The 21697-nt window shown below is 63.3% G+C and carries 20 protein-coding genes; 17 read left to right on the top strand and 3 right to left on the bottom strand.

Features of this window, described 5'->3' with window-relative positions; all coding sequences use genetic code 11:
• The first annotated feature begins 190 nt into the window (after positions 1–190).
• The 8 genes from K6G35_RS14855 (at position 191) to msrQ (ending at position 8477) form a co-directional block, all read left to right on the top strand.
• A complete protein-coding gene (locus tag K6G35_RS14855) occupies positions 191–850 on the top strand; it encodes a c-type cytochrome (RefSeq protein ID WP_008642993.1) in 660 nt (219 codons plus the stop codon).
• A 170-nt stretch (positions 851–1020) separates the two neighbouring features.
• Positions 1021–3273: a cytochrome c biogenesis protein ResB gene (locus K6G35_RS14850; RefSeq protein WP_495675886.1), complete on the top strand. Its 2253-nt coding sequence runs from the start codon at positions 1021–1023 to the stop codon at positions 3271–3273.
• Positions 3274–3375: 102 nt separating this feature from the next.
• Positions 3376–4599 carry a c-type cytochrome biogenesis protein CcsB gene (gene ccsB, locus K6G35_RS14845; protein WP_035881097.1) on the top strand — a complete coding sequence of 408 codons (1224 nt, stop codon included), beginning with the start codon at positions 3376–3378 and terminating at the stop codon, positions 4597–4599.
• A 294-nt stretch (positions 4600–4893) separates the two neighbouring features.
• On the top strand, positions 4894–5319 hold the full coding sequence (locus K6G35_RS14840; RefSeq protein ID WP_008642997.1) for a COG4315 family predicted lipoprotein: 426 nt from the start codon (positions 4894–4896) through the stop codon (positions 5317–5319).
• Positions 5320–5348: 29 nt separating this feature from the next.
• The gene (locus tag K6G35_RS14835; RefSeq protein WP_008642998.1) at positions 5349–5882 is read left to right on the top strand and encodes an RNA polymerase sigma factor; all 534 of its coding nucleotides are present in this window, start codon (positions 5349–5351) and stop codon (positions 5880–5882) included.
• Positions 5882–6715 carry an anti-sigma factor family protein gene (locus K6G35_RS14830; RefSeq protein ID WP_035881139.1) on the top strand — a complete coding sequence of 278 codons (834 nt, stop codon included), beginning with the start codon at positions 5882–5884 and terminating at the stop codon, positions 6713–6715. The genes K6G35_RS14835 and K6G35_RS14830 overlap by 1 nt, the downstream gene beginning before the upstream one ends.
• A 74-nt stretch (positions 6716–6789) precedes the next feature.
• Positions 6790–7803: a protein-methionine-sulfoxide reductase catalytic subunit MsrP gene (gene msrP / locus K6G35_RS14825; protein WP_495675885.1), complete on the top strand. Its 1014-nt coding sequence runs from the start codon at positions 6790–6792 to the stop codon at positions 7801–7803.
• Entirely contained in the window at positions 7803–8477 is a 675-nt protein-coding gene (msrQ, locus tag K6G35_RS14820; RefSeq protein WP_008643003.1) for a protein-methionine-sulfoxide reductase heme-binding subunit MsrQ, read from the top strand. Before msrP ends, msrQ begins: the two co-directional genes overlap by 1 nt.
• Before the next feature lie 74 nt (positions 8478–8551).
• Here the strand turns inward: msrQ and lysA are convergent, their stop codons facing one another.
• Positions 8552–9811, bottom strand: coding sequence for a diaminopimelate decarboxylase (lysA, locus tag K6G35_RS14815; RefSeq protein WP_008643005.1), 1260 nt, complete (start codon positions 9809–9811; stop codon positions 8552–8554).
• Positions 9812–9824: 13 nt separating this feature from the next.
• Positions 9825–10082: an LPS translocon maturation chaperone LptM gene (gene lptM, locus K6G35_RS14810; RefSeq protein ID WP_035881141.1), complete on the bottom strand. Its 258-nt coding sequence runs from the start codon at positions 10080–10082 to the stop codon at positions 9825–9827.
• A gap of 132 nt (positions 10083–10214) precedes the next feature.
• On the opposite strand from lptM, the gene cyaY reads away from it, so the two are divergent.
• Positions 10215–10550, top strand: a complete 336-nt coding sequence (cyaY, locus tag K6G35_RS14805) for an iron donor protein CyaY (RefSeq protein WP_008643007.1) — start codon at positions 10215–10217, stop codon at positions 10548–10550.
• Positions 10551–10621: 71 nt separating this feature from the next.
• Here the strand turns inward: cyaY and K6G35_RS14800 are convergent, their stop codons facing one another.
• Positions 10622–13000: a penicillin-binding protein 1A gene (locus K6G35_RS14800; protein ID WP_186426471.1), complete on the bottom strand. Its 2379-nt coding sequence runs from the start codon at positions 12998–13000 to the stop codon at positions 10622–10624.
• A gap of 469 nt (positions 13001–13469) precedes the next feature.
• On the opposite strand from K6G35_RS14800, the gene pilM reads away from it, so the two are divergent.
• The 8 genes from pilM to K6G35_RS14760 all read left to right on the top strand — a co-directional run bounded on the left by pilM (position 13470) and on the right by K6G35_RS14760 (position 21665).
• A complete protein-coding gene (gene pilM, locus K6G35_RS14795; protein WP_029308627.1) occupies positions 13470–14540 on the top strand; it encodes a type IV pilus assembly protein PilM in 1071 nt (356 codons plus the stop codon).
• Positions 14541–14557: 17 nt separating this feature from the next.
• Entirely contained in the window at positions 14558–15202 is a 645-nt protein-coding gene (locus tag K6G35_RS14790) for a PilN domain-containing protein (protein ID WP_008643010.1), read from the top strand.
• Positions 15203–15204: 2 nt separating this feature from the next.
• Positions 15205–15876: a type IV pilus inner membrane component PilO gene (locus tag K6G35_RS14785; RefSeq protein WP_008643011.1), complete on the top strand. Its 672-nt coding sequence runs from the start codon at positions 15205–15207 to the stop codon at positions 15874–15876.
• Between the two features lie 23 nt (positions 15877–15899).
• Positions 15900–16412, top strand: coding sequence for a pilus assembly protein PilP (locus tag K6G35_RS14780; protein ID WP_008643012.1), 513 nt, complete (start codon positions 15900–15902; stop codon positions 16410–16412).
• Positions 16409–18541: a type IV pilus secretin PilQ gene (locus K6G35_RS14775; protein WP_008643013.1), complete on the top strand. Its 2133-nt coding sequence runs from the start codon at positions 16409–16411 to the stop codon at positions 18539–18541. The genes K6G35_RS14780 and K6G35_RS14775 overlap by 4 nt, the downstream gene beginning before the upstream one ends.
• A gap of 219 nt (positions 18542–18760) precedes the next feature.
• The gene (locus tag K6G35_RS14770; protein WP_495676357.1) at positions 18761–19360 is read left to right on the top strand and encodes a shikimate kinase; all 600 of its coding nucleotides are present in this window, start codon (positions 18761–18763) and stop codon (positions 19358–19360) included.
• Positions 19357–20463 carry a 3-dehydroquinate synthase gene (aroB, locus tag K6G35_RS14765; RefSeq protein ID WP_008643015.1) on the top strand — a complete coding sequence of 369 codons (1107 nt, stop codon included), beginning with the start codon at positions 19357–19359 and terminating at the stop codon, positions 20461–20463. The genes K6G35_RS14770 and aroB overlap by 4 nt, the downstream gene beginning before the upstream one ends.
• 53 nt (positions 20464–20516) lie before the next feature.
• Complete coding sequence (locus K6G35_RS14760; protein WP_008643017.1) at positions 20517–21665, top strand: deoxyguanosinetriphosphate triphosphohydrolase; 1149 nt, start codon at positions 20517–20519, stop codon at positions 21663–21665.
• Positions 21666–21697: the final 32 nt, after the last annotated feature.

The raw sequence follows: 21697 nt of genomic DNA, 5'->3' as shown, positions 1-21697 counted from the left end.
ACGTGTGGCATCCTTGCGCGATGTCATCGGCGATGCCTTAAATCGCCCGGGAAGCAATGTCCGGGGCAGGTTGGCGGGTGTTGCGTATACCGTTCTCACCCCTTGCTCGAAAAAGGCGCTTCCTCACCGCCTGGCCAGGGAAGATCGGCATGCATTACGGTGTTCATAACAAATCTGACAAGGTATACGAATGAACCGCATTGCGAAACTTCTGGGTGTCATGGCGCTGGCTGTTCCGATGGCCGCCATGAGTGGGCTGGCATCTGCCGCAGAGCAGGCCGCCGCGAAGGCAGATCCCGCCAAGGGCGAGACGCTATATTCGCAAGGCGCACCCGATCGCAATGTGCCAGCATGTCTTTCCTGCCACGGCGCAGCCGGCAACAGTGCCGCGGCCACCAATCCTAAGCTGGCCGGCCAGCAAGCGGAGTACGTGCACAAGCAACTGGCAGACTTCAAGGCCAAGAGCCGTAACAACGCCATCATGACGCCGTATGCGTCGGCGCTGAACGACCAGGAAATGAAGGACATCGGTGCCTATCTCGCCAAGCAGCAGGTCAAGCCTGCCACAGCGAAGAACAAGGACACGATCGAGATTGGCCAGAAGATCTACCGCGGTGGTATCGCGGCCAAGGGCGTGCCGGCCTGCGCTGGCTGCCACGGTCCGACCGGTGCCGGCATCCCGGCGCAATATCCGCGAATCGGCGGCCAGTATTCCGAGTACACCGAAGCGCAACTGGTGGCGTTCCGCCAGGGCACCCGTACCAACAATTCGGTCATGAGCACGATCGCCGCCCAGATGTCGGATACCGAGATCAAGGCGGTCGCGGACTACGTCGCCGGCGTCCGTTAAGTCGTATCTGGCCGGCATGGCAGGGTATCCCCTTGGGGGGGTGAACCAGCCGTGCCAGCAGCAATCGAAGAGGGTGGCCTGCTTGCCAAAGCACGTCCACCCTCTTTTGTTTTCCGGCGCCCAACCGGCGTCACATCAAGCACCAAACCGGATATCGGGTATTACCGCACATGTCGACCCCTTCCACTTCAGGCCTGCACCTGAAGACTCATCACCGCGTGCTGCGCGACGCCGTCGAGTTGCTGTCCTCGATGCGCTTCGCCATCACGCTGCTGACGGTGATTGCCATCGCCAGCATCATCGGCACGGTGCTCAAGCAGAACGAACCGTACCCGAATTACGTCAATCAGTTCGGGCCGTTCTGGGCGGACCTGTTCCACGCGCTGTCCCTGCAGAAGGTGTACAGCTCCTGGTGGTTCCTGCTGATCCTGGGCTTTCTCGTTGTCTCGACTTCGCTCTGTATCGCGCGCAATGGGCCGAAGATGATCGTCGACATGCGCTCGTGGAAGGATCACGTGCGCGAGCGCAGCCTGCGCGCGTTCCATCATCGGGGTGAGTACGATGCGTCGCGCGTCCGCACCGATGCCGCCGGCCGGGTGTATGCGCTGCTGCGCAACCGGGGTTATCGCATCAAGCCCGTCGAGCACGAGGGCGCCACGTTGCTGGCTGCCAAGGCCGGTTCGGCGAACAAGCTCGGCTACATCCTCGCGCACACGGCCATTGTCGTGATCTGCCTGGGCGGTTTGCTTGATGGCGACATGCTGATCCGGGCGCAAATGTGGTTTGGCGGCAAGAGCCCGATCGACGGCAATGCCATCATCAGCGAGATTCCGGCCAAGCACAGGCTCTCGCCGAGCAACCCGGGCTTCCGTGGCAATGCGTTCGTGCCCGAAGGCGCGACCGTGTCGACTGCGATCCTCAACATCGCCGACGGCGCGCTGGTGCAGGACCTGCCGTTCACGATCATGCTCAAGAAGTTCACCGTGGACTTCTATTCCACCGGGATGCCCAAGCTGTTCGCCTCCGACGTGGTGGTGACCGACCGGGCCACCGGCAAGAAGACGGAGGCGACGATCAAGGTCAACGAGCCGTTGGTTATCGACGGCGTGGCCATCTATCAGTCGAGCTTCGAAGACGGCGGCTCGCGCCTGAAGTTCGTCGGGTATCCCATGACGGGCAGCACCCATGCGACGTTCCCGTTTGCTGGCACGATCGGTGGCAACGCGCCCCTCGCGGGTACCGGCACCGGTGCCGACAAGGATGGATTGACCGTCGAGTTCAGCGATTTCCGGCTGATGAACGTCGAGACGGTCACCGATGCGTCGGGCAAGGCCGACGCGCGTGGCGTGGCGCGCAAGTCCTCGCTGGGCACGCTGGAGCAGCACCTCGGCGCCGCCGCCAATCCGAACAAGGAAAAGGACCTGCGCAATGTCGGTCCGTCGGTGCAGTACAAGCTGCGCGACGCCAATGGTCAGGCGCGCGAGTTCAACAACTACATGCTGCCGGTGCAACTGGATGGGCAGACCGTGTTCCTGGCCGGTATGCGCGAATCGCCGAATGAGCCATTCCGCTACCTGAGAATTCCGGCCGATGACCAGAGTAGTGTGGCGGACTGGATGCGCCTGCGTGCGGCGCTGCAGGACAAGGGGATGCGCGGCGAAGCTGCCCGCCGTTTCGCCGAGATATCGATGCCGGGCGCCGACAAGGCGGACCTGCGCAAGCAACTGGCTGAAAGCGCCATGCGTGCGTTGGACCTGTTTGCCGGGGCCACTCGCACGTCGCCCGATGCGCCTCCGGGCGGTTTCACGGCGATCGCTGCCTTCCTGGAAAAATCGGTCCCGCAGGCTGATCAGCAAAAGGCCGCGGACGTGCTCCTGAAGATTCTCAACGGCTCGATGTGGGAGCTCTGGCAACTGGCGCGCGAGCAGGACAAGCTGCCGGCCATCCCCAATGACACGAAAAGCGGCGTATTCCTCCAGCAGGCAATCAATGCGCTTTCGGACAGTTTCTTCTACGCCGCGCCGGTGTTTCTGCAGCTAGAAGACTTCCAGCAGGTCCAGGCCAGCGTGTTCCAGATGACTCGTGCGCCGGGCAAGAACATCGTGTATCTTGGGTGCTTGCTGCTTGTCCTGGGCGTGTTCGCAATGTTCTACATTCGCGAACGGCGCGTCTGGATCTGGATCAAGGACAAGGGCGTCGATGCTGCCGGACACTCCAGCGGTAGTCACGTCCTGATGGCGATGTCCACACAACGTCGCACGATGGATTTCGAGAAGGAATTCGTGGCGTTGCGCGCCGATATCGGCCGCGCCGTTGGCGCCGAGGTGACGGAAGCGGCGGGTGGTCATGATGCCGCGATGACGCAAGGCGCACCGCAATCGGGGCCATCAGCGTCAGATGATAAGCACGCGTCATCGCTATAGTACAAAGTACAAGAGCATGAACCGGCGTCAGCCTGTGCGGAGACACGCGGGCGGGGGCGCAGCAGATAAAACAGGCGCTTAGCGCCAAAGAGCAGGAATGCCATGTCCTCGAATGTGAATCACGTCAATCCTGGCCTGACGCCGCGGCGTGCCGCGGCAACCGATGATGTGTCCCGTGACGCATCCGGCCAGGACACCGCCTATCTCGAACCTTCATTCCTGAGCCGCCTGGGCTGGACCGACTGGGTCTTCGCGCTGCTGCTCGTGGTCGGCGCCGGGTTTGCGCTCTCGCGCTACGGCCAGTGGATGAACGTCTACGACAAGGGCGTGCTGATTGCCGCCGTGCCAACGTTCGCGCTGCTGGGCTGGCACTGGAAGCCCGTCCGTCTGCTGATGATCGGCATCGCGGCGTTTTCGCTGTTCGCGATCCAGCTCTATCAGGGTGACCTCGCGCGCGCCGAGCAGGCTTTCTTCCTGAAGTACTTCCTGTCGAGCCAGTCGGCCATCCTCTGGATGAGTGCGCTGGTGTTCCTCTCGACCCTGTTCTACTGGGTTGGACTGATTTCGCGGTCGGAAACCGGCTACAGCATTGGCAGCAAGCTCTGCTGGGCGGCCGTCGTGCTGGGCTTCACGGGTCTGATGGTGCGGTGGTACGAGTCGTACCTGATCGGCGCGGACATCGGCCATATTCCAATCTCGAACCTCTATGAGGTTTTCGTTCTCTTCTCGCTGATCACGTCCCTGTTTTATCTGTACTACGAGCGCCGCTATGCAACCCGCGCGCTTGGACCGTTCGTGATGCTCGTGGTGTCAGCGGCAGTCGGTTTCTTGCTGTGGTACACGGTCAGCCGCAATGCACAGGAGATCCAGCCGTTGGTGCCCGCCCTGCAGAGCTGGTGGATGAAGATCCACGTGCCGGCGAACTTCATCGGATACGGCACGTTCGCGCTGGCGGCAATGGTGTCGGTGGCCTACCTGCTCAAGCAACGTGGCATTCTGGCCGAGCGTCTGCCTTCGCTCGAGTTGCTCGACGACGTCATGTACAAGGCGATCGCGGTCGGTTTCGCCTTCTTCACGATCGCAACGATCCTCGGCGCACTGTGGGCTGCCGAGGCTTGGGGTGGCTACTGGAGCTGGGATCCGAAAGAAACCTGGGCGCTGATCGTCTGGCTCAACTATGCAGCTTGGCTGCACATGCGCCTGATGAAGGGGCTGCGCGGTACGGTTGCTGCATGGTGGGCGCTGGTTGGCCTGTTGGTGACGACCTTCGCCTTTCTCGGTGTGAACATGTTCCTGTCGGGGCTGCACAGCTACGGCGAACTCTGATCCGCCAGATCAACCTGTCCCGATGACGAAGCCTGCCGATTCCGGCAGGCTTTTTTGTTTCCTGAGCGGACCCTGAACATCGGACAGGCTCGAACCGTCGCATCATGTTTCGCAGAGAATGCGCTTCGGTTTTCTAAATATGCGTCATTAGGCATTTATCACCATCTAAGAAGCCACTTTCCGCCGCTGAACGCCACATTTTTTTGAGGTGGGAGGAATAAACACATCACATCGGGTGTTTACTGAAAGAGAACGGCGCCGGTTGTCGGCACCGCCCTGAAGAAGGAGACCCTCATGATGGCTTCTCGTCACACTGCTGTATCGAAGCTCCGCCCGATCGCACTCGCGCTGGGTGCTGCCACTGTCCTGCTGGCCGGTTGTTCCAGCCTGGGGATGGGTGGTGGCGACATGCCGCCTACCGTGAAAGTCACCAACGGCGCGCTGACCGATCCGCAGGGCCTGACGCTGTACACGTTCGATCGTGACCCGGCGAACGGCGGCAAGAGCGTCTGCAACGGCATGTGCTCGACCAACTGGCCGCCGCTGCTGGCTGAGCCAGGCAAGAGCGCATCGGGTGACTACTCGATCATCACGCGCGATGACGGTACCCGGCAGTGGGCGTACAAGGGCAAGCCGCTTTATCGCTTTGCCAAGGACGCCAAGGCGGGCGACAAGTCAGGCGACAACTTCAACGCCGTCTGGCACGTCGCGCTGCCGTGAAGCCCTGATCGTCGCTAGGCAATCCCGGCATGGAACCGTTTGAACGTCAGTTGGTGGTACTGGCGCCGCGTTTGCGGCGCCATGCCCGCGGTCTGACCGGCGATGCCATGCTGGCCGACGATCTCGTGCAGGACACGCTCGAGCGTGCCCTGCGCTATCGCTGGAGATTTCGCCTTCGCCCCGGCGCGTTATGGGGCGATGGCGCGGATGGGCTGCTGCCATGGTTGCTGACACTGATGCATCGGCTGCGCCTGAATCATCTGCGCAAGAGTGATGTCGTGACCGCAATGGATACGCTGCCGGAGGTGGTTGCCCATACCGCCGACCCGGGCCTGCGTCGCGATCTGTTACAGGCACTCGGCCAGTTACCGGAGCCACAGCGCGCGGTGCTGCTGCTCGTCAGCCTGGAGCAGTTCTCGTACGCCGAGGCCGCCAGGGTGCTCGACGTGCCGATCGGCACCGTGATGTCGCGCCTGGCGCGCGCGCGCGAACATATGCGTCGCCTGCTGGATGGCGGCGCCGATAGTGCTGCGGCAACAACCTCGTTGCAGCGGGTGAAATGATGGTGACCCCGACTCCAGTCGGCGAAGCCGACCTCCATGCATACGCGGACGGCCAGTTAAGCGGCCCGCGCCGGGCCGAAGTCGAAGCCTTCCTGGCAGCCGATCCGGAAGCCGCGCGCAAGGTCGAGGCCTGGCGTCGCCAAACGGCGGGGCTGCACGCATCATTGAACGCCGTCCTCAAGGAGGCGGTACCGCTGGACGCGCTTCCACGCGGATTGCGCGCCGGCAGCGGGCGCGCAAAGGCTCACCGCCCGCTCTGGCCCGTGGCGCTAGCGCTGGCCGCCAGCGTCGCGACATTCATCATCGGTGGCACGAGCGGCTGGATGGCGCGTGGTCGATTTGACGCCGACCTCGGCGGCGTGCCTCCACTCGAACGATTTGCACGCGACGCATTGGCCAGCCATGTGGTTTATGCACCCGAGGTTCGCCATGTGGTCGAGGTTCCCGCCAGCGATGAGGCGCACATGGTCGCTTGGCTGTCCAAGCGGCTCGGTGCGCCGTTGCAGGTCCCTGATCTCCGCGCACAGGGCTTTCGCCTGATCGGCGGGCGGCTCGGTGTGGCCGAGGGCGGTCCGATGGCTATCCTGATGTATGAGAATGACGCCGGGACACGCCTGTCGCTGCAATTGCGGCGGATGGCGCAAGGGACACCGGATACCGCATTCCGGCTCGAACGGCTGGCGCCTGCCCAAGGTGCTCAATCCACCGGGCCCGCTGCCATGGCGTTTTACTGGGTCGATCACAGTCTCGGTTTCGCACTGGCGGGGCCGATCGATCGTGAGCGACTGCTGGCGTTGGCGACCGCCGTCTATCAGCAATACCAACGGGGATAATCGCACCGCCCGCCGCACCTTTCAGCAGTCTTCCCTGTCAAACTCCCCAGGCTCCATCAGGCTTCGTTCGAACCATGCTGATTCCCTCTCCGAAATGGCTGCGCGGCGATGACATCGCTGCCTCCGAGATCACCCCGCAGCACGTATTCACGGCGCGACGACGCCTGCTGGCCATGGCGGCAGCGGGTACGGCCGGGAGCCTGGCAACACCTTGGTTTGCGCGGGAGGCGTTCGCGCAGCAGGGCTCGCCAGGCAGGCTCCCCAAGTTGGCGGCCACGCTGAACAATGCCTACGCGGTGACGGAAAAACGCACCTCGTATGAGGACGTCACGACCTACAACAACTTCTACGAGTTCGGCACCGATAAGTCCGACCCGGCGCGATACGCCGCTACGCTGCGGCCGCGTCCTTGGCAAGTCGCGGTGGAGGGGCTGGTCAAGCAGCCCAAGGTGTACGACCTCGACGAACTCCTCAAGCTTGCGCCGCTTGAGGAGCGGGTCTATCGGCTCCGCTGTGTCGAAGGTTGGTCGATGGTGATCCCGTGGATCGGCTATCCGCTTGCGGAGTTGATCCGGCGTGTCGAGCCGCAGCCGGGCGCGAAGTTCGTCCAGTTCATCACGCTGGCCGACAAGAAGCAGATGCCCGGTATCAGCAGCGGGGTGCTGGAATGGCCCTACAGCGAAGGCTTACGCATGGACGAGGCCATGCATCCGTTGGCGCTGCTCACATTTGGACTCTACGGTGAGGTGTTACCGAACCAGAACGGCGCACCGGTGCGCATGGTGGTGCCCTGGAAGTATGGCTTCAAGAGTGCCAAGTCGATCGTGAAGATCCGCTTTGTCGACAAGCAGCCACCGACGAGCTGGAACATCGCCGCGGCGAACGAGTACGGCTTCTACTCGAACGTGAACCCTGACGTGGACCATCCGCGCTGGAGCCAGGCCACGGAACGGCGTATCGGGGAAGACAAGGGGGGAGGCGGTTTCTCGGCCCTGTTCGCGCCGAAGCGCAAGACCTTGATGTTCAATGGCTACGGAGCGCAGGTGGCGTCGCTCTATCAGGGCATGGACCTGAGGAAGAATTTCTGATGGCCGAGCGCGATCTGCCGGCGTCGGCCGCGCAGGCTTCGCCGCGCCACGGTGGGTTGGCGTTGCTAGCGCCGTCACGCGTGCGCGCGGTGAAGGTCTGTGCCTGGCTTCTGGCGCTCCTGCCGTTCGCGCGATTGATGTACCTCGGTGCCACGTCGCAGTTCGGCGCGAATCCACTCGAGTTCGTCACACGATCGACGGGCACCTGGACGCTAGTCATGCTGTGCGTCACGCTCGCGGTAACGCCGCTGCGCCGGATTACCGGCTGGCACTGGCTGATCCGGTTGCGCCGCATGTTTGGCCTGTTCACGTTTTTCTACGGCGTGCTGCACTTCATGCTGTGGCTCGCGGTGGATCGCGGCTTCGACGTGGCCTACATGATCAAGGACATCGGCAAGCGGCCATTTATCACGGTGGGTTTTGCGGCATTCGTGCTGATGGCCCCGTTGGCCGCCACATCGGCCAATGCGATGGTGCGCTGGCTTGGCGGTAGACGCTGGCAATTGCTGCACCGTGCGATCTATGCGATTGCCGTACTGGCGATCCTGCACTACTGGTGGCACAAAGCGGGCAAGAACGATTTCCAGGAGGTGTCGATCTATGCCGTAGTGGTGTTCGTGCTGCTGGCGCTACGCGTGTGGTGGTGGCTGCAGAGGCGGCGGGCAATGCCATAAAAAAGGGCGACGTAGAACGTCGCCCTTTTTGTTTTGGCCGAGGCCCTGTCAGGCCTCAGGCCTCAAGCCTCAGGTCAGGCCTTCAGCAGTCGCTCGTTGCGGAACAGGTCCGCGGGCAACTCGCGCTCGCGCACCAGATGCACGGTATCGCCATCGACCATCACCTCGGCAGCGCGGCCGCGCGTGTTGTAGTTCGAGCTCATCACGAAACCATAGGCGCCAGCCGACATCACCGCCAGCAGGTCGCCGGCCTGAACGGCCAGCGTGCGGTCGCGGCCGAGCCAGTCGCCGGACTCGCAGACCGGACCCACTACGTCGTACATCACCCCCGCGTCGTTGCGAGGGGCGACCGGCTCGATGCGGTGGAATGCCTCATACATCGCGGGACGCGCCAGATCGTTCATTGCCGCGTCGACGATGCAGAAGTTCTTGGCCGCGCCGGGCTTCAGGAATTCCACACGGGTCAACAACACGCCGGCGTTGCCGACCAGCGAACGGCCCGGTTCGAACAGGACCTCGCGGTGTCCGTGGCCGCGCGCGGCCACGCGGTCGATCAGCGTGGTGGCGAACTTGGTGATGTCCGGCGGGGTTTCATCGTTGTAGGTGATGCCAAGGCCACCGCCCACATCGATATGTTCCAGCTTGATGCCTTCGGCCTCGAGTGCTTCAACCACGTCGAGCACCTTGTCGAGCGCCTCCAGATAAGGCGCCACCTCGGTGATCTGCGAGCCGATATGGCAGTCGATGCCCGTGACCTCGATATTCGGCAGCGCTGCGGCAGCACGATAGGTCGGCAGCACGTCCTCGAAGGCGACGCCGAACTTGTTGGCCTTGAGGCCCGTCGAGATGTACGGATGCGTCTTGGCATCCACATCCGGGTTGATGCGCAGCGACACGCGCGCGCGCTTGCCGAGGCGGCCGGCAACAGCGTTCAGGCGGTCCAGTTCGGGAATCGACTCGACGTTGAAGCCGCGCACGTCGTGGCTCAGCGCCAGCTCCATGTCCGCGATGTTCTTCGCGACACCGGAGAACACCACCTTGCGCGGGTCGCCGCCAGCGGCGATCACACGCAGCAGCTCACCACCGGAGACGATGTCGAATCCCGCGCCGAGTTGCGCAAATACCTGCAGCACGGCCAGGTTCGAATTGGCCTTCACCGCATACTGCACGTGGGCGTTGTGGCCCTTGCACGCAGCCGCGTAGGCGTTGTACGCGGTCGTCAGCGCGGCCCGCGAATAGACGAAGGTCGGCGAGCCGAACTGGTCGGCAATGCGGGTCAGCGGGACTTGCTCGACGGCGAGAATGCCATCGCGGCGCGAAAAGAAATCGGTCATATTCAAACGGCACTCAACGTGCTGAGGGGGCGGAACTGCCACGAGCCGGTTCCACGGGCACGGGCGAGGCGGTCGACGGCTCGGACATGGGGCGCGCGGGCTCGACGGCTCCGGGCGCATCAGGCTTGCCCAGTCCGGGATCGGCCACGGTTGGCGCCGTCGGAGCGGGTGGCACGATCGGCATGTACAGCGGGCCGCGAATGCCACATCCGGCCAGGGGCATCGCGAGCGTGGCGGCAAACGCCGATACAATCGCAGCACGACGCAGCATCGGGAAATCCTTCATTGTCTGGGTGGGTTCTCGGATGGCTGCGGGAAGCGCAAGGTTTCCCGACTTTTCCATCAATTGATGCCGGCCCGAGTGCCCAATCCGAACGGGGCGCCGGCGGCCTTGGAGTGTAGCATGCCCCCCCTCAGTGAAAGCGAGTTCCTGGCGCTGGCCAGCAAGGCACTGGACCAGCTGGAAGCGGCGATCGAAGCCGCCGCCGATGCGGCCGACGCCGACGTGGAAATCAATCGGACCGGCAACGTGATGGAACTCGAGTTCGAGGACGGCTCCAAGATCATCGTCAACAGCCAGGCGCCCATGCAGGAACTGTGGGTGGCAGCCAAGGCCGGTGGCTTCCATTTCCGCAACGATGGCAGCAAATGGGTCGATACGCGGGGCGGTGGTGAACTGTATGCCGCGCTGTCCGGGTACCTGAGCCAGCAGGCAGGGGTCACCTTGACACTGAAGTAAGCGTTCCGGCACGCCACGCCGAAACAAAAAACCGGCCGCAAGGGCCGGTTTTTCGTTGGAGGCGGCGCCGGTCAGGCTCCGCCGAACATCTCCAGGATCTTCTTCTTTTCCGCCTCGGTGTCCTGTGGCGGGCGCGAGCTTTCGTCCGGCTTGCCAGGCCATGGGTCGCCCAGGCCAACCGACGCCACTCCTGCGCCGCCGGCGTTTTCCTCGAGCGTCCAGTCTCCCGCGACCATGACCACACCTTCAGGCGGCTGGCGCTCCGGGCTTTCCGGCACACCCTTGAGCGCCTTGCTCATGTAGCCGACCCAGATCGGCAGTGCCAGTCCGCCACCGGTCTCGCGCACGCCCAGGCTCTTGGGCTGGTCGTAGCCCATCCAGGCAATCGCCACCAGTTTTGGTGTGTAGCCGGCGAACCACGCATCGACCGCATCGTTGGTGGTGCCGGTCTTGCCGGCCAAGTCGTTACGGCCCAGGCGCTGCTTGGCCGGGTTTGCCGTGCCGCTACGCACCACCTCGCGCAGCATGCTGTCGGCGATAAACGCGGTGCGCGCGTCGAGCACCCGCACGGCATCGCCACCAGCCTTCTGAGGATGAGTCTCCGAGACGATCTTGCCGCGCGAATCCTCGACCCGCTGGATCAGGAACGGGTTAATGCGATAGCCGCCATTGGCGAACACCGAGTAGGCGCCCGCCATCTGCAGCGGCGTCACGCTACCCGCGCCAAGCGCCATCGGCAGGTAGGCCGGATGCTTGTCGGCCTCGAAGCCGAAACGCGTGATGTAGTCCTGGGCGTACTGCGTGCCGATCGCGCGCAGGATACGCACCGACACCAGGTTCTTCGACTTGGCCAGGGCGCGGCGCATCGTCATCGGCCCTTCGAACTTGCCGTCGTAGTTCTTGGGTTCCCAGACTTGGCCACCCGTATCCGGTCCGATCGTCAGCGGTGCGTCATTGATCACCGTGGCCGGCGAGAAGCCCTTTTCGAGCGCAGCCGTGTAGATGAACGGCTTGAAGCTCGACCCGGGCTGACGCCAGGCTTGCGTCACATGGTTGAACTTGTTCCGGTTGTAGTCGAAACCACCCACCATCGAGCGTATCGCACCGTCCTCGGGGTTGATCGAGATGAACGCGGCGGCGACTTCCGGCAATTGCGTCACCGTCCACGAGTTGTCCTTCGGGTCCTGCGTCACGCGGATAATCGCGCCCGGGCGGATCTTCACCTTGGGCTGCGCGCTGGCCGCCAACGACGGCGCGATGAAGCGCAGCGCCGTGCCTTCGATCGTTGCCACCTCGCCCGATAGCAGAGTCGCGCGGACCTGTTTCGGCGAGATGCTCGTGACCACGGCGGAGCGCAGGTCGTCGCTGCCCGGATGCTCGACCAGCGCATCGTCGATGGCCTGTTCACGCTCGGCCGGATCGGACGGCAGGTCGATGAACGCTTCGGGGCCGCGATAGCCGTGCTTGCGCTCGTAGTTCATGATGCCGCTGCGCACGGACTCATAGGCGGCGTCCTGGTCGGGCTTGGTTAGCGTGGTGTAGACCGTCAGGCCGCGGGTATAGGTCTCCTCGCGGTACTGCGCGTACATCAGTTGGCGCACGATTTCCGCCACGTACTCGGCGTGGGTCGAGAATTCGTTGCCTTCGCTACGCACATTCAGCGGCTCGCGCACTGCCTGGTCGTACTGTTCCGGCGTGATGTAGTGCAGGTCGCGCATGCGTTGCAGGATGTACTCCTGGCGCACCTTCGCGCGGCGTGGGTTGACCACCGGGTTGTAGGCCGACGGCGCCTTGGGCAGGCCGGCCAGCATGGCGGCCTCGGCCGGCGTCACGTCCTTGATCGACTTGCCGAAGTACACGCGCGCCGCGCTGGCGAAGCCGTAGGCGCGCTGCCCCAGATAGATCTGGTTCATGTAGAGCTCGAGGATCTGATCCTTGCTCAGATTTGCCTCGATCTTGTACGCGAGCAGCATTTCATAGATCTTGCGCGTGTAGGTCTTCTCGCTCGAAAGGAAGAAGTTGCGCGCTACCTGCATCGTGATCGTCGAGGCGCCTTGCGACAGGCCGCCGCGCAGATTGGCCAGGCCGGCGCGCATCACGCCGACGAAGTCCACGCCGCCGTGCTCGTAGAACCGGTCGTCCTCGATCGCGAGCACGGCCTTCTTCATGACATCGGGAATTTCGGTGATCGGCACGAAGTTGCGGCGTTCCTCACCGAACTCGCCGATCAGCACGTTGTCGGCCGTATAGATCCGAAGGGGGATCTTGGGGCGGTAGTCGGTGATCGTGTCCAGCGACGGCAGGTTCGGCGCCGCCACAACCAACGCATAGCCAACCAGCAGCGCTACCGCTGCCATGCCGGCGACAAGCAGTCCGATCACCCAGATCATGATCCGTGCCCACAATGGGCGGCGGACGGGAAGGGACGGCTTCTGTTGTGCTGTGGCCATAAGGGTTTACCTAATCAGAGTGCCCGGATTATATCGCCGCCCCTCCGGCGGCCCGGCGTTCCTGTGGCGCGAAAGGCGCTATCGCGCTGTTACAAGATGTAATGGCCTGAGAGCTTGCGTGTCCTGCCGTGCAGGCGATTGCCATGGAACGCGCGCGGCGGGCCGGAAACGGGAGCGGTGGTGTCGAGTGTGTCGCCAGGAATACGGGCAAGGATCGCAGAATTGGCGCGGGGCAACGCTATGCAATGAAGTTGTTGTTGAGCGTCGGATTTTGGCAACGCTTTGGCAGGGGCGATCTGAAAAAGAAAGCGTGGTTAAACCGGCACATTGCCAGCGCCCTTGGATTTTGTAAGAATCGTCGACCATAAAAGAGCAAAACGTTTCATCCAAAGAAACTGGCTCGCACCGTTAGAGCAGACATGCCGTGGGCGAGTTCAAATGTCAGGGGGTCACCTTGCGACGGGGCATCTTGTCGGGTCTTCTACGCCGGACTACGGTCGGCGTAGATATTGGGTCGTCTAGCGTCAAGGTCGTGGAGCTGTCCGTCGGGGCAGGCAGAAACGACTTCAGGCTGGAAAAATGCGCCAGCGAATTGCTGGATCGCAACGCCGTTGCCGATGGCAACGTGGTCAACATCGAGGCCGTGGGTATCGCGCTGAAGCGCGCGCTCGGCAAGGCTGGCATCCGCACGAAGGAAGTCGTGCTCGGCGTGCCGTCTATGCTGACGGAGTCCCAGACGGTCAGTCTTCCGGACAATCTCTCGGAAGACGAACTCTATTCCCAGGTCGAATCCGAGGCGCACCGCCTCTATCCGCCTTCGCAGGCGGTCAACTTCGACTTTGCGGTGATTGGTCCCAGCGAAACCGAAGGCGGCATCGGCGTGCGTGTCACGGCCGCCAATAGCGATCGCGTTCAGGAGCGCGTGACGGCCGCCGAGATGGCTGGCCTGAAGCCTCAGGTGATGGACGTCGAAGAGTACGCCGTGCAGCGCTCGATCGTGCAGATGCTCGGCGTGCCAGAAGGTCTCTCGGAAGCCGATGCCAAGGACCTCCCGGTTGTGGCGGTCGTCCATCTTGGCGGTAGCCGCTCCAAGGCGATCTTCTACCAGGGCTGGAAGGAACTGTACGAGCAGCCACTGAACAGCTACGGCGATCAGCTCACCCAGAGCGCCGCGCGCATGTTCACGCTCGATGCGCTCAAGGCCGAAATCAAGAAGCGCAAGAACACGCTGCCAGAGTCGTGGCGCGCGCAACTGCTCAAGCCGTCGCTCGAGGCGCTGGCCATGGAAGTGCAGGGCGCCATCGGCAACTTCATCGCCAGTTCCAGCCTTGGCCGTGTGGACGAGATCCTGCTTTCGGGCGGACATGCGTCCCTGCTCGGCGTGCAGGCGGCTATCCAGCAACAGACACAGATCACGACGACGCTGGCCAATCCTTTCGCAAACATGATGACCGCAGGCAAGGTCAACGAGCGCTATCTCCAGCGTGACCTGCCTGCGTACATCGTCAGTGCGGGACTGGCGCTGCGCGGTTTGCAATAACCCACCGGGGGGCAAGCATGTCCACGACGACGAATTCCATTCCGTCGGTCAACCTGCTGCCGTATCACGAGGCGCGCAAGGCGGCCCGGCGGAAGAAGGTCTACACGATGCTGGGCGGAGCAGCGGGCGCGGGGGCGCTCGTGGTTCTGATCGGCGGTTTCTATATCGACTCGCAGATCGATGCCGTCGCGGCACGCAATCAGGTGCTGAAGACGGAAAACGCCAGCATGGATGCGACGATCAGCAGGGTCAACTCGCTGAAGAAGGACATCGAGGCACTGCTGGATCGCCAACGCGCGATCGAGAGCCTTCAGGCGCAGCGAAACCTGCCCGTGCAACTGCTCGAGGAGCTCGTGCGTCAGGTGCCGGAAGGCGTCTACCTGTCCAGCCTCAAGCAGACCGGTGACAAGTTCGTGATGACCGGCGTGGCGCAGTCCAACGAACGAGTGTCCGAGCTGTTGCGCAACATCAGCCAGGTGACCTGGCTCGACCAGGCGGATCTGGTGGAGTCCAAGGCCATCACCATGACCAACAACCTGCGCGAACAGCGCCGGTTGTTCGAATTCTCGATGCGCTTTTCCTATCGCGCGCCGGAAGTCCCGGGCGACAAGAAAAAGGGCGCCTCCGACGCCGCGGGCATGCCCGCTGGTCGAAAGGTCTGATCATGGCGCTCAATACCGAAATCTCCCTGCAGGACCTGACCGCGCAGTTCCGTGGCCTGAACCTGAACGAGCCGGAGACCTGGCCGACGGCGCCGCGCGTGGCCTTCTCCGCGCTTGCCGCCGCCATCGTGCTGGCGCTCGGCTGGCAGTTCTACTGGAGCGACAAGAGCGACGATCTGGACCGCAAGCGCGCCGAGCAGGAAACGCTGAAGCAGCAGTTCCAGACCAAGGTGGCGCAGGTTGCGAACCTCGACGCGCTGGTCGCGCAGAAGGCCGAGGTCGAAAAGCGCGTAGCGCTTGCCGAGCACCAACTGCCGAACAGCACCGAGATGGATGCGCTGCTGGCCGATGTGAACCACGCCGGCGTGGCGCGCGGACTGCAGTTCGAACTGTTCAAGCCTCAGCCAGCCACGATCAAGGCGTACTACGCCGAAATTCCGGTCAACCTGAAAGTGACGGGCCGCTACCACGATGTCGCGCTCTTTAACGCCGACGTGGCGGCACTCTCGCGGATTGTTTCGATGGGGAACCTGAACATGTCGGTGAGCAAGGACGGCACGCTATCAATGGAAGCTGTCGCCATGGCCTACCGCGCATTGGATCCCGACGAGCAGGCCGCGCAGCGCAAGGCAGCCGCGGACGCCGCGAAGAAGGCCAAGGGAGGTGCCAAGTGAGCCGCCTGACCCGACGCCCCCCCATGGCCCTGCGCGCAGTGGCGGTTGCGGCATTGGCCGTTGTCGCCCTGGCCGGTTGCGGTGCAGGCGAGGATGAACACCTCCAGCAATGGATGGCGCAGACGCGCGCGGCAAAGGTGCCGCCGCCTGAGCCGTTGCCCGAGGTCAAGCCCTATGAGCCGCGCCAGTATGCGGGCACCAAATCTCCCGAGCCCTTCGCGCAGACGAAGATCGGCGAGTTGAACAAGGCGATGTCGGAGTCGCCGGAGGCCGGACGGCGGCACGAGCCCCTTGAAGACTATCCGCTGGAGAACTTCAAGATGCTCGGGATGCTGAAGAAAAACGGCGAGACCTACGGTGTCGTACGCGTAGATAACAAGATCCATCACGTAAAGGTGGGTCAGTATCTCGGCCAGAACTATGGCCGGGTGGTCCGCATCACCGATCAGGAGATCGTGCTGCGCGAATTGGTCCGGGAAGGGGTCTCAGAGTGGAAAGAGAAAATGACCAGCCTGAAGCTGGAGGCATCGGCATGATCACGGCACGATGGGTCAAGGCGCTCGCGGGCGCGGCAACGATGGTGCTGGTGCTCGCCTCTCCGGCGGCGCTGGCGCAGAACAACCAGGTCAAGCAGATGGAAGCCAACGTGCTTGGCGAGCAGACCGTATTCACGATCGATCTGCAGGGACCATTGGCGCAGAAACCGGCGGACTTCACCACGCAGAATCCGGCGAAGATCGCGATCGACTTCTTCGACACGGGCTTCGCGGCGGGGCGCGCCCAGTACGAGTACGGCGGCAAGGTGCTCAAGAGCGCCAACGTGATGCAGATCGGGGACCGCACACGTGTGGTGCTGAACCTGAGCCGGTCGACGACATACCGCACCGAGGTGCGTGGTAACCAGTTCGTGGTGATGCTGGACAACGTCCAGCAGGCCGCAACTGGCGCGGTGCCGACGTTCGCGCCGGCGACGACGATGCCGACATCGGCGATGGCAGCGAATCGTCCGTCGATTCGGAACATCGATTTCCGTCGCGGGGGCGATGGCGCCGGGCGTGTGGTGGTGGATCTCTCGTCGCGTGATTCGGGCATCAACATCGCGCAGCAGGGCCAGAACCTCGTGGTCGACTTCATGGGCACGTCAGTGCCGGCCGATCTGCGCCGCCGCTTCGATGTGACGGATTTCGGCACGCCGATCCAGAGTATGCGAGCGAGCGATGCCAATGGCAGCGCGAAACTGACGATCGAGCCGCGTGGCAACTGGGAGTACAGCTCGTACCAGACGGACAACCAGTTCGTGGTGGAGGTGCGGCAGGTCAAGGATGACCCGAACAAGCTGATCGCGGGCCAAGGTTTCCGCGGCGAGCGGCTGTCCCTGAACTTCCAGAACATCGACATCCGCTCGCTGCTGCAGGTGTTCGCGGACTTCACGAACCTGAACATCATCACGAGCGACACGGTCCAGGGCAACCTGACGTTGCGCCTGAAGGATGTGCCGTGGGACCAGGCGCTGCAGATCGTGATGGATTCGAAGGGCCTGGCCTCGCGCCGCAACGGCAATGTGCTGTGGGTGGCGCCCAAGGCGGAACTGGCGACCAAGGAGAAGCTCGAACTCGAGGCGATGCAGCAGATCAACGAACTCGAACCGATCCGCAGCCAGGTGTTCCAGCTCAACTACCAGCGTGCCGATGACGTTCGCAAGATGTTGCTGGGCATGGTTACAGGCACTGCCGGGGCGGCAGGTGCGATGCCGATGCCGGTTGGTGGCGCGGCAGGCATGATGGGCGCGACGCGGATGCTGTCCAAGCGCGGTTCGCTGACAGCGGATCCCCGCACGAACCAGCTGTTTGTGTCCGATGTCTCGAGCAAGCTGGAGGAAGTGCAGATCTTCCTGCAGAAGATCGATATCCCGGTGCGGCAGGTGATCATCGAGGCACGCATCGTCGAGGCTAGCGATACCTTTAGCCGGAACCTCGGTGTGAAGCTCGGCTTTGCGTTGCCGAAGTCTGGCAGCTCGCTGAGCACCAACTACGGCAACTCGCTGCCGAATGCCACGAACGACGGTACCCCGGCACTGAGCCTGCCTGCCGCAGCCATCAACAGCGTGAACCCGGCTACGGCGGCATTCAGTATCTTCAACGCTGCTGCAGGCCGATTCCTGGATCTGGAACTGTCCGCACTGGAAGCCGACGGCAAGGGCAAGATCATCTCGAGCCCGCGCGTCGTGACGGCCAACAACATCAAGGCACTGATCGAGCAGGGTACCGAACTGCCGTACCAGTCGGCCACCTCCAGCGGCGCGACCTCGGTGCAGTTCCGCAAGGCCAACCTGAAGCTTGAAGTCACGCCGCAGATCACGCCGGAAGGCAATGTGCTGCTGGACGTCGATGTGAACAAGGACAGCGTCGGTATCCGGACGGACAACGGCTTCGCCATCGACACCAAGCACGTGCAGACGCAGGTGCTGGTGGAGAATGGCGGCACGGTCGTAATCGGCGGTATCTATAGCCAGGAAGAGTCCAATACCGTGAACAAGGTACCTTGGCTGGGCGACCTCCCGGTGCTTGGCAACTTCTTCAAGAACAACGCCAAGGTCAATAACCGGACCGAACTGCTGGTGTTCCTGACGCCGCGTGTCCTGAACGATAACGTGTCGCTCAAATAACGCCGGCCGGGTGCAGCAGGGGGCCCGGATGCAGTAGACTGGCAGGCCGCGTCGCAAAGCGACGCGGCCTTTTTCTATTTGGCGGCAACGTTGGCGGCTCTGAGGGTCGGCCAGGACCAGCGCGGCGGGATGATGCACAATGGCGTATGCATCACGCCCCTTGCGGGTTCCCGGCCTGACGCGGGTGCCCGCCGCCTTATTGTGCAAGACCTCAGTCCAGTGACAGCCAATCGCCCGAATATCTTCTTTGTTGGCCTGATGGGCGCCGGCAAGACCACCGTCGGCCGCACCGTGGCCCGTCGTCTCAACTATCCGTTCTTCGATTCCGATCATGAACTTGAGGCGCGCTGCGGGGTGCGAATCCCGATAATTTTCGAGCATGAGGGCGAAGCGGGGTTCCGTGATCGCGAGGCCCAGGTGATTGCCGAGCTGACCGGGCGCAGTGGCATCGTGCTGGCCACGGGCGGCGGCGCGGTGCTCCGCGAGGTCAACCGCGCAGCGCTGAAGGCCAATGGCACCGTGGTCTATCTGCGCGCCAGCCCGCACGATCTGTGGCTGCGCACGCGGCATGACCGCAACCGACCGCTCCTGCAGACGGGGGATCCGAAGGGCCGCCTCGAGGCACTCTATGCCGAGCGCGATCCGCTCTATCGCGAGGTGGCGGACTTCATTATCGAAACCGGCAAGCCGACCGTGGCGCAGCTTGCTAATATGGTTCTTATGCAACTTGAAATGGCCGGTTTTGTGTTTCCGCCCGCGGAAATCGTGCCCGAATCCGCCGAGGATGACGGGCCGCCGGCGCAGGACACCCACTCATGATCACGCTTGAAGTCGATCTCGGGACGCGTAGTTACCCGATCCACATTGGCAGCGGCCTGCTGGACCGCGCCGACCTGCTGGCCCCGCATGTGCGCGGCCAGCATGCCGTCATTGTCACCAACGAGACCGTGGGCCCGCTGTACGCGGCGCGCGTCGAAGCCGTGCTTGCCGGCCTTGGCAAGACCGTGCGCACCGTGGTGCTGCCGGACGGCGAGCGCTTCAAGCACTGGGAAACGCTGAACCTGATTTTCGATGCGCTGCTCCAGGCAGGGGCCGACCGCAAGACCACGCTGATCGCGCTGGGCGGCGGGGTGGTGGGAGACATGACCGGGTTTGCCGCCGCCTGCTACATGCGCGGCGTGCCGTTCGTGCAGATGCCGACCACGTTGCTGTCGCAAGTCGACTCGTCGGTGGGCGGCAAGACCGGCATCAATCATCCGCTCGGCAAGAACATGATCGGCGCGTTCCACCAGCCCAACGCGGTGATCGCCGACATCGACACGCTGCGCACGTTGCCCCCGCGCGAACTGGCGGCAGGCATGGCCGAGGTCATCAAGCATGGGGCAATCGCCGATGCCGACTACTTCGCCTGGATCGAGGACCATATCGCCGGGCTGAACGCCTGCGACACCGGCCTGATGACCGAAGCGGTGCGCCGCTCCTGCGAGATCAAGGCTGCCGTGGTGGCCCAGGACGAACGTGAAGGCGGCTTGCGCGCGATTCTCAATTTCGGCCATACGTTTGGTCACGCGATCGAAGCCGGCATGGGCTATGGCGAATGGCTGCATGGCGAGGCGGTGGGCTGTGGCATGGTGATGGCCGCGGACCTCTCGCACCGGCTCGGCTTCATCGACGTCGAGACGCGCGCCCGCATTCGCACGCTGACGCAGGCGGCGATGTTGCCGGTGGTGGCGCCGGATCTGGGTATTGATCGCTATATCGAGTTGATGAAGGTGGACAAGAAGGCCGAAGCGGGCAGCATCAAGTTCATCCTGCTGCGCAAGCTGGGTTCCGCCTTCATTACCACCGTGCCGGACGCGGACCTGCGCGAGACGCTGCGTCACGCGGTATTGAAACCTCCCACCGAGGCCCCGGTCGCCTGAGCGAACGGTTATGCCTCGCAGCCCTGACCCTGTAACGGATAACGGATTGCCGCATGACCGCCCTGTCGACCGATCTTGAAGCCCACCTTGCTCCGTACGCCGCCCACTCCGCGCAGACGCGCGGACGGGTACACGCGGAGCCGGCCTCGTCCTCCCGCAGCGAGTTCCAGCGCGACCGCGACCGTGTGATCCACAGTACCGCGTTCCGGCGGCTCGAGTACAAGACCCAGGTCTTCGTGAATCATGAGGGCGATCTGTTCCGGACGCGGCTGACCCATAGCCTGGAAGTCGCGCAGATCGCGCGGTCGATCGCGCGCAACCTGCGCCTCAACGAGGATCTGGTCGAGGCGATCTCGCTGGCCCACGATCTCGGCCACACACCGTTCGGCCATGCCGGGCAGGACGCGCTGAATGGCTGCATGAAGAACCACGGCGGATTCGAGCACAACCTGCAAAGCCTGCTGGTGGTGGACGAACTGGAAGAGCGCTACGGCGGCTTCAATGGCCTGAACCTGACCTTCGAGACGCGCGAAGGGATTCTCAAGCACTGCTCGCGTGTCAACGCGGCGGGGCTCGGCGAGCTGGGACGCCGCTTCCTGCAGGGCACGCAGCCGTCGCTCGAGGCCCAACTGGCCAACCTGGCCGATGAGATCGCCTACAACAATCACGATATCGACGATGGCCTGCGATCGGGGTTGCTGACCCTGGAGCAGCTCGACGAGGTGCCCATGTGGGGTCGCCACCGTGCCGAAGTGGCCGAGGCGTTCCCGGAGATCAATGGGCGCCGGGCAATCAACGAGACCGTTCGGCGCATGATCAATACGCTGATCGTCGACCTGATCGAGACCACCAGTCGCAACATTGCCACCGCCAATCCAAAGTCGATCGATGCGGTGCGCGCCGCTGGCCCGCTGGTGTCCTTTAGTCCCAAGGTGCATGAGGAAGCCGCAGCCCTCAAGCGCTTCCTGTTCCGCCACCTGTATCGCCACTATCTGGTGATGCGGATGTCGGCCAAGGCCCAGCGGATCATCTCGGACCTGTTCACGGCCTTTATGCAGGATTCCCGCCTGTTGCCGCCGCAATATCAGGCAGGCCACGGGGCGGACCAGCCGCGCCTGATCGCGCATTACATCGCGGGCATGACTGACCGGTACGCCATCCGCGAGCACCGGCGGATTTTCGCCGTCAGCGAGAGCAACTAGGCAGGCAGCGGGTGGGCAATTAGCGCCCACCA

Source organism: Cupriavidus sp. HY129 (assembly GCF_059492215.1).
This window is presented reverse-complemented; position numbering and strand designations above follow the sequence as displayed.

What these genes read in the sequence shown, in the direction of transcription:
- cyaY (WP_008643007.1), top strand. Translation starts at nt 10,215, where the DNA reads ATGCCCCCCCTCAGTGAAAGCGAGTTCCTGGCGCTGGCCAGCAAGGCA.
- K6G35_RS14830 (WP_035881139.1), top strand. Translation starts at nt 5,882, where the DNA reads ATGGTGACCCCGACTCCAGTCGGCGAAGCCGACCTCCATGCATACGCG.
- K6G35_RS14850 (WP_495675886.1), top strand. Translation starts at nt 1,021, where the DNA reads ATGTCGACCCCTTCCACTTCAGGCCTGCACCTGAAGACTCATCACCGC.
- msrQ (WP_008643003.1), top strand. Translation starts at nt 7,803, where the DNA reads ATGGCCGAGCGCGATCTGCCGGCGTCGGCCGCGCAGGCTTCGCCGCGC.
- K6G35_RS14835 (WP_008642998.1), top strand. Translation starts at nt 5,349, where the DNA reads ATGGAACCGTTTGAACGTCAGTTGGTGGTACTGGCGCCGCGTTTGCGG.
- lysA (WP_008643005.1), bottom strand. Translation starts at nt 9,811, where the DNA reads ATGACCGATTTCTTTTCGCGCCGCGATGGCATTCTCGCCGTCGAGCAA.
- K6G35_RS14790 (WP_008643010.1), top strand. Translation starts at nt 14,558, where the DNA reads ATGTCCACGACGACGAATTCCATTCCGTCGGTCAACCTGCTGCCGTAT.
- K6G35_RS14760 (WP_008643017.1), top strand. Translation starts at nt 20,517, where the DNA reads ATGACCGCCCTGTCGACCGATCTTGAAGCCCACCTTGCTCCGTACGCC.
- K6G35_RS14855 (WP_008642993.1), top strand. Translation starts at nt 191, where the DNA reads ATGAACCGCATTGCGAAACTTCTGGGTGTCATGGCGCTGGCTGTTCCG.
- K6G35_RS14785 (WP_008643011.1), top strand. Translation starts at nt 15,205, where the DNA reads ATGGCGCTCAATACCGAAATCTCCCTGCAGGACCTGACCGCGCAGTTC.
- K6G35_RS14780 (WP_008643012.1), top strand. Translation starts at nt 15,900, where the DNA reads ATGGCCCTGCGCGCAGTGGCGGTTGCGGCATTGGCCGTTGTCGCCCTG.
- K6G35_RS14840 (WP_008642997.1), top strand. Translation starts at nt 4,894, where the DNA reads ATGATGGCTTCTCGTCACACTGCTGTATCGAAGCTCCGCCCGATCGCA.
- msrP (WP_495675885.1), top strand. Translation starts at nt 6,790, where the DNA reads ATGCTGATTCCCTCTCCGAAATGGCTGCGCGGCGATGACATCGCTGCC.
- K6G35_RS14775 (WP_008643013.1), top strand. Translation starts at nt 16,409, where the DNA reads ATGATCACGGCACGATGGGTCAAGGCGCTCGCGGGCGCGGCAACGATG.
- ccsB (WP_035881097.1), top strand. Translation starts at nt 3,376, where the DNA reads ATGTCCTCGAATGTGAATCACGTCAATCCTGGCCTGACGCCGCGGCGT.
- lptM (WP_035881141.1), bottom strand. Translation starts at nt 10,082, where the DNA reads ATGCTGCGTCGTGCTGCGATTGTATCGGCGTTTGCCGCCACGCTCGCG.
- K6G35_RS14800 (WP_186426471.1), bottom strand. Translation starts at nt 13,000, where the DNA reads ATGGCCACAGCACAACAGAAGCCGTCCCTTCCCGTCCGCCGCCCATTG.
- aroB (WP_008643015.1), top strand. Translation starts at nt 19,357, where the DNA reads ATGATCACGCTTGAAGTCGATCTCGGGACGCGTAGTTACCCGATCCAC.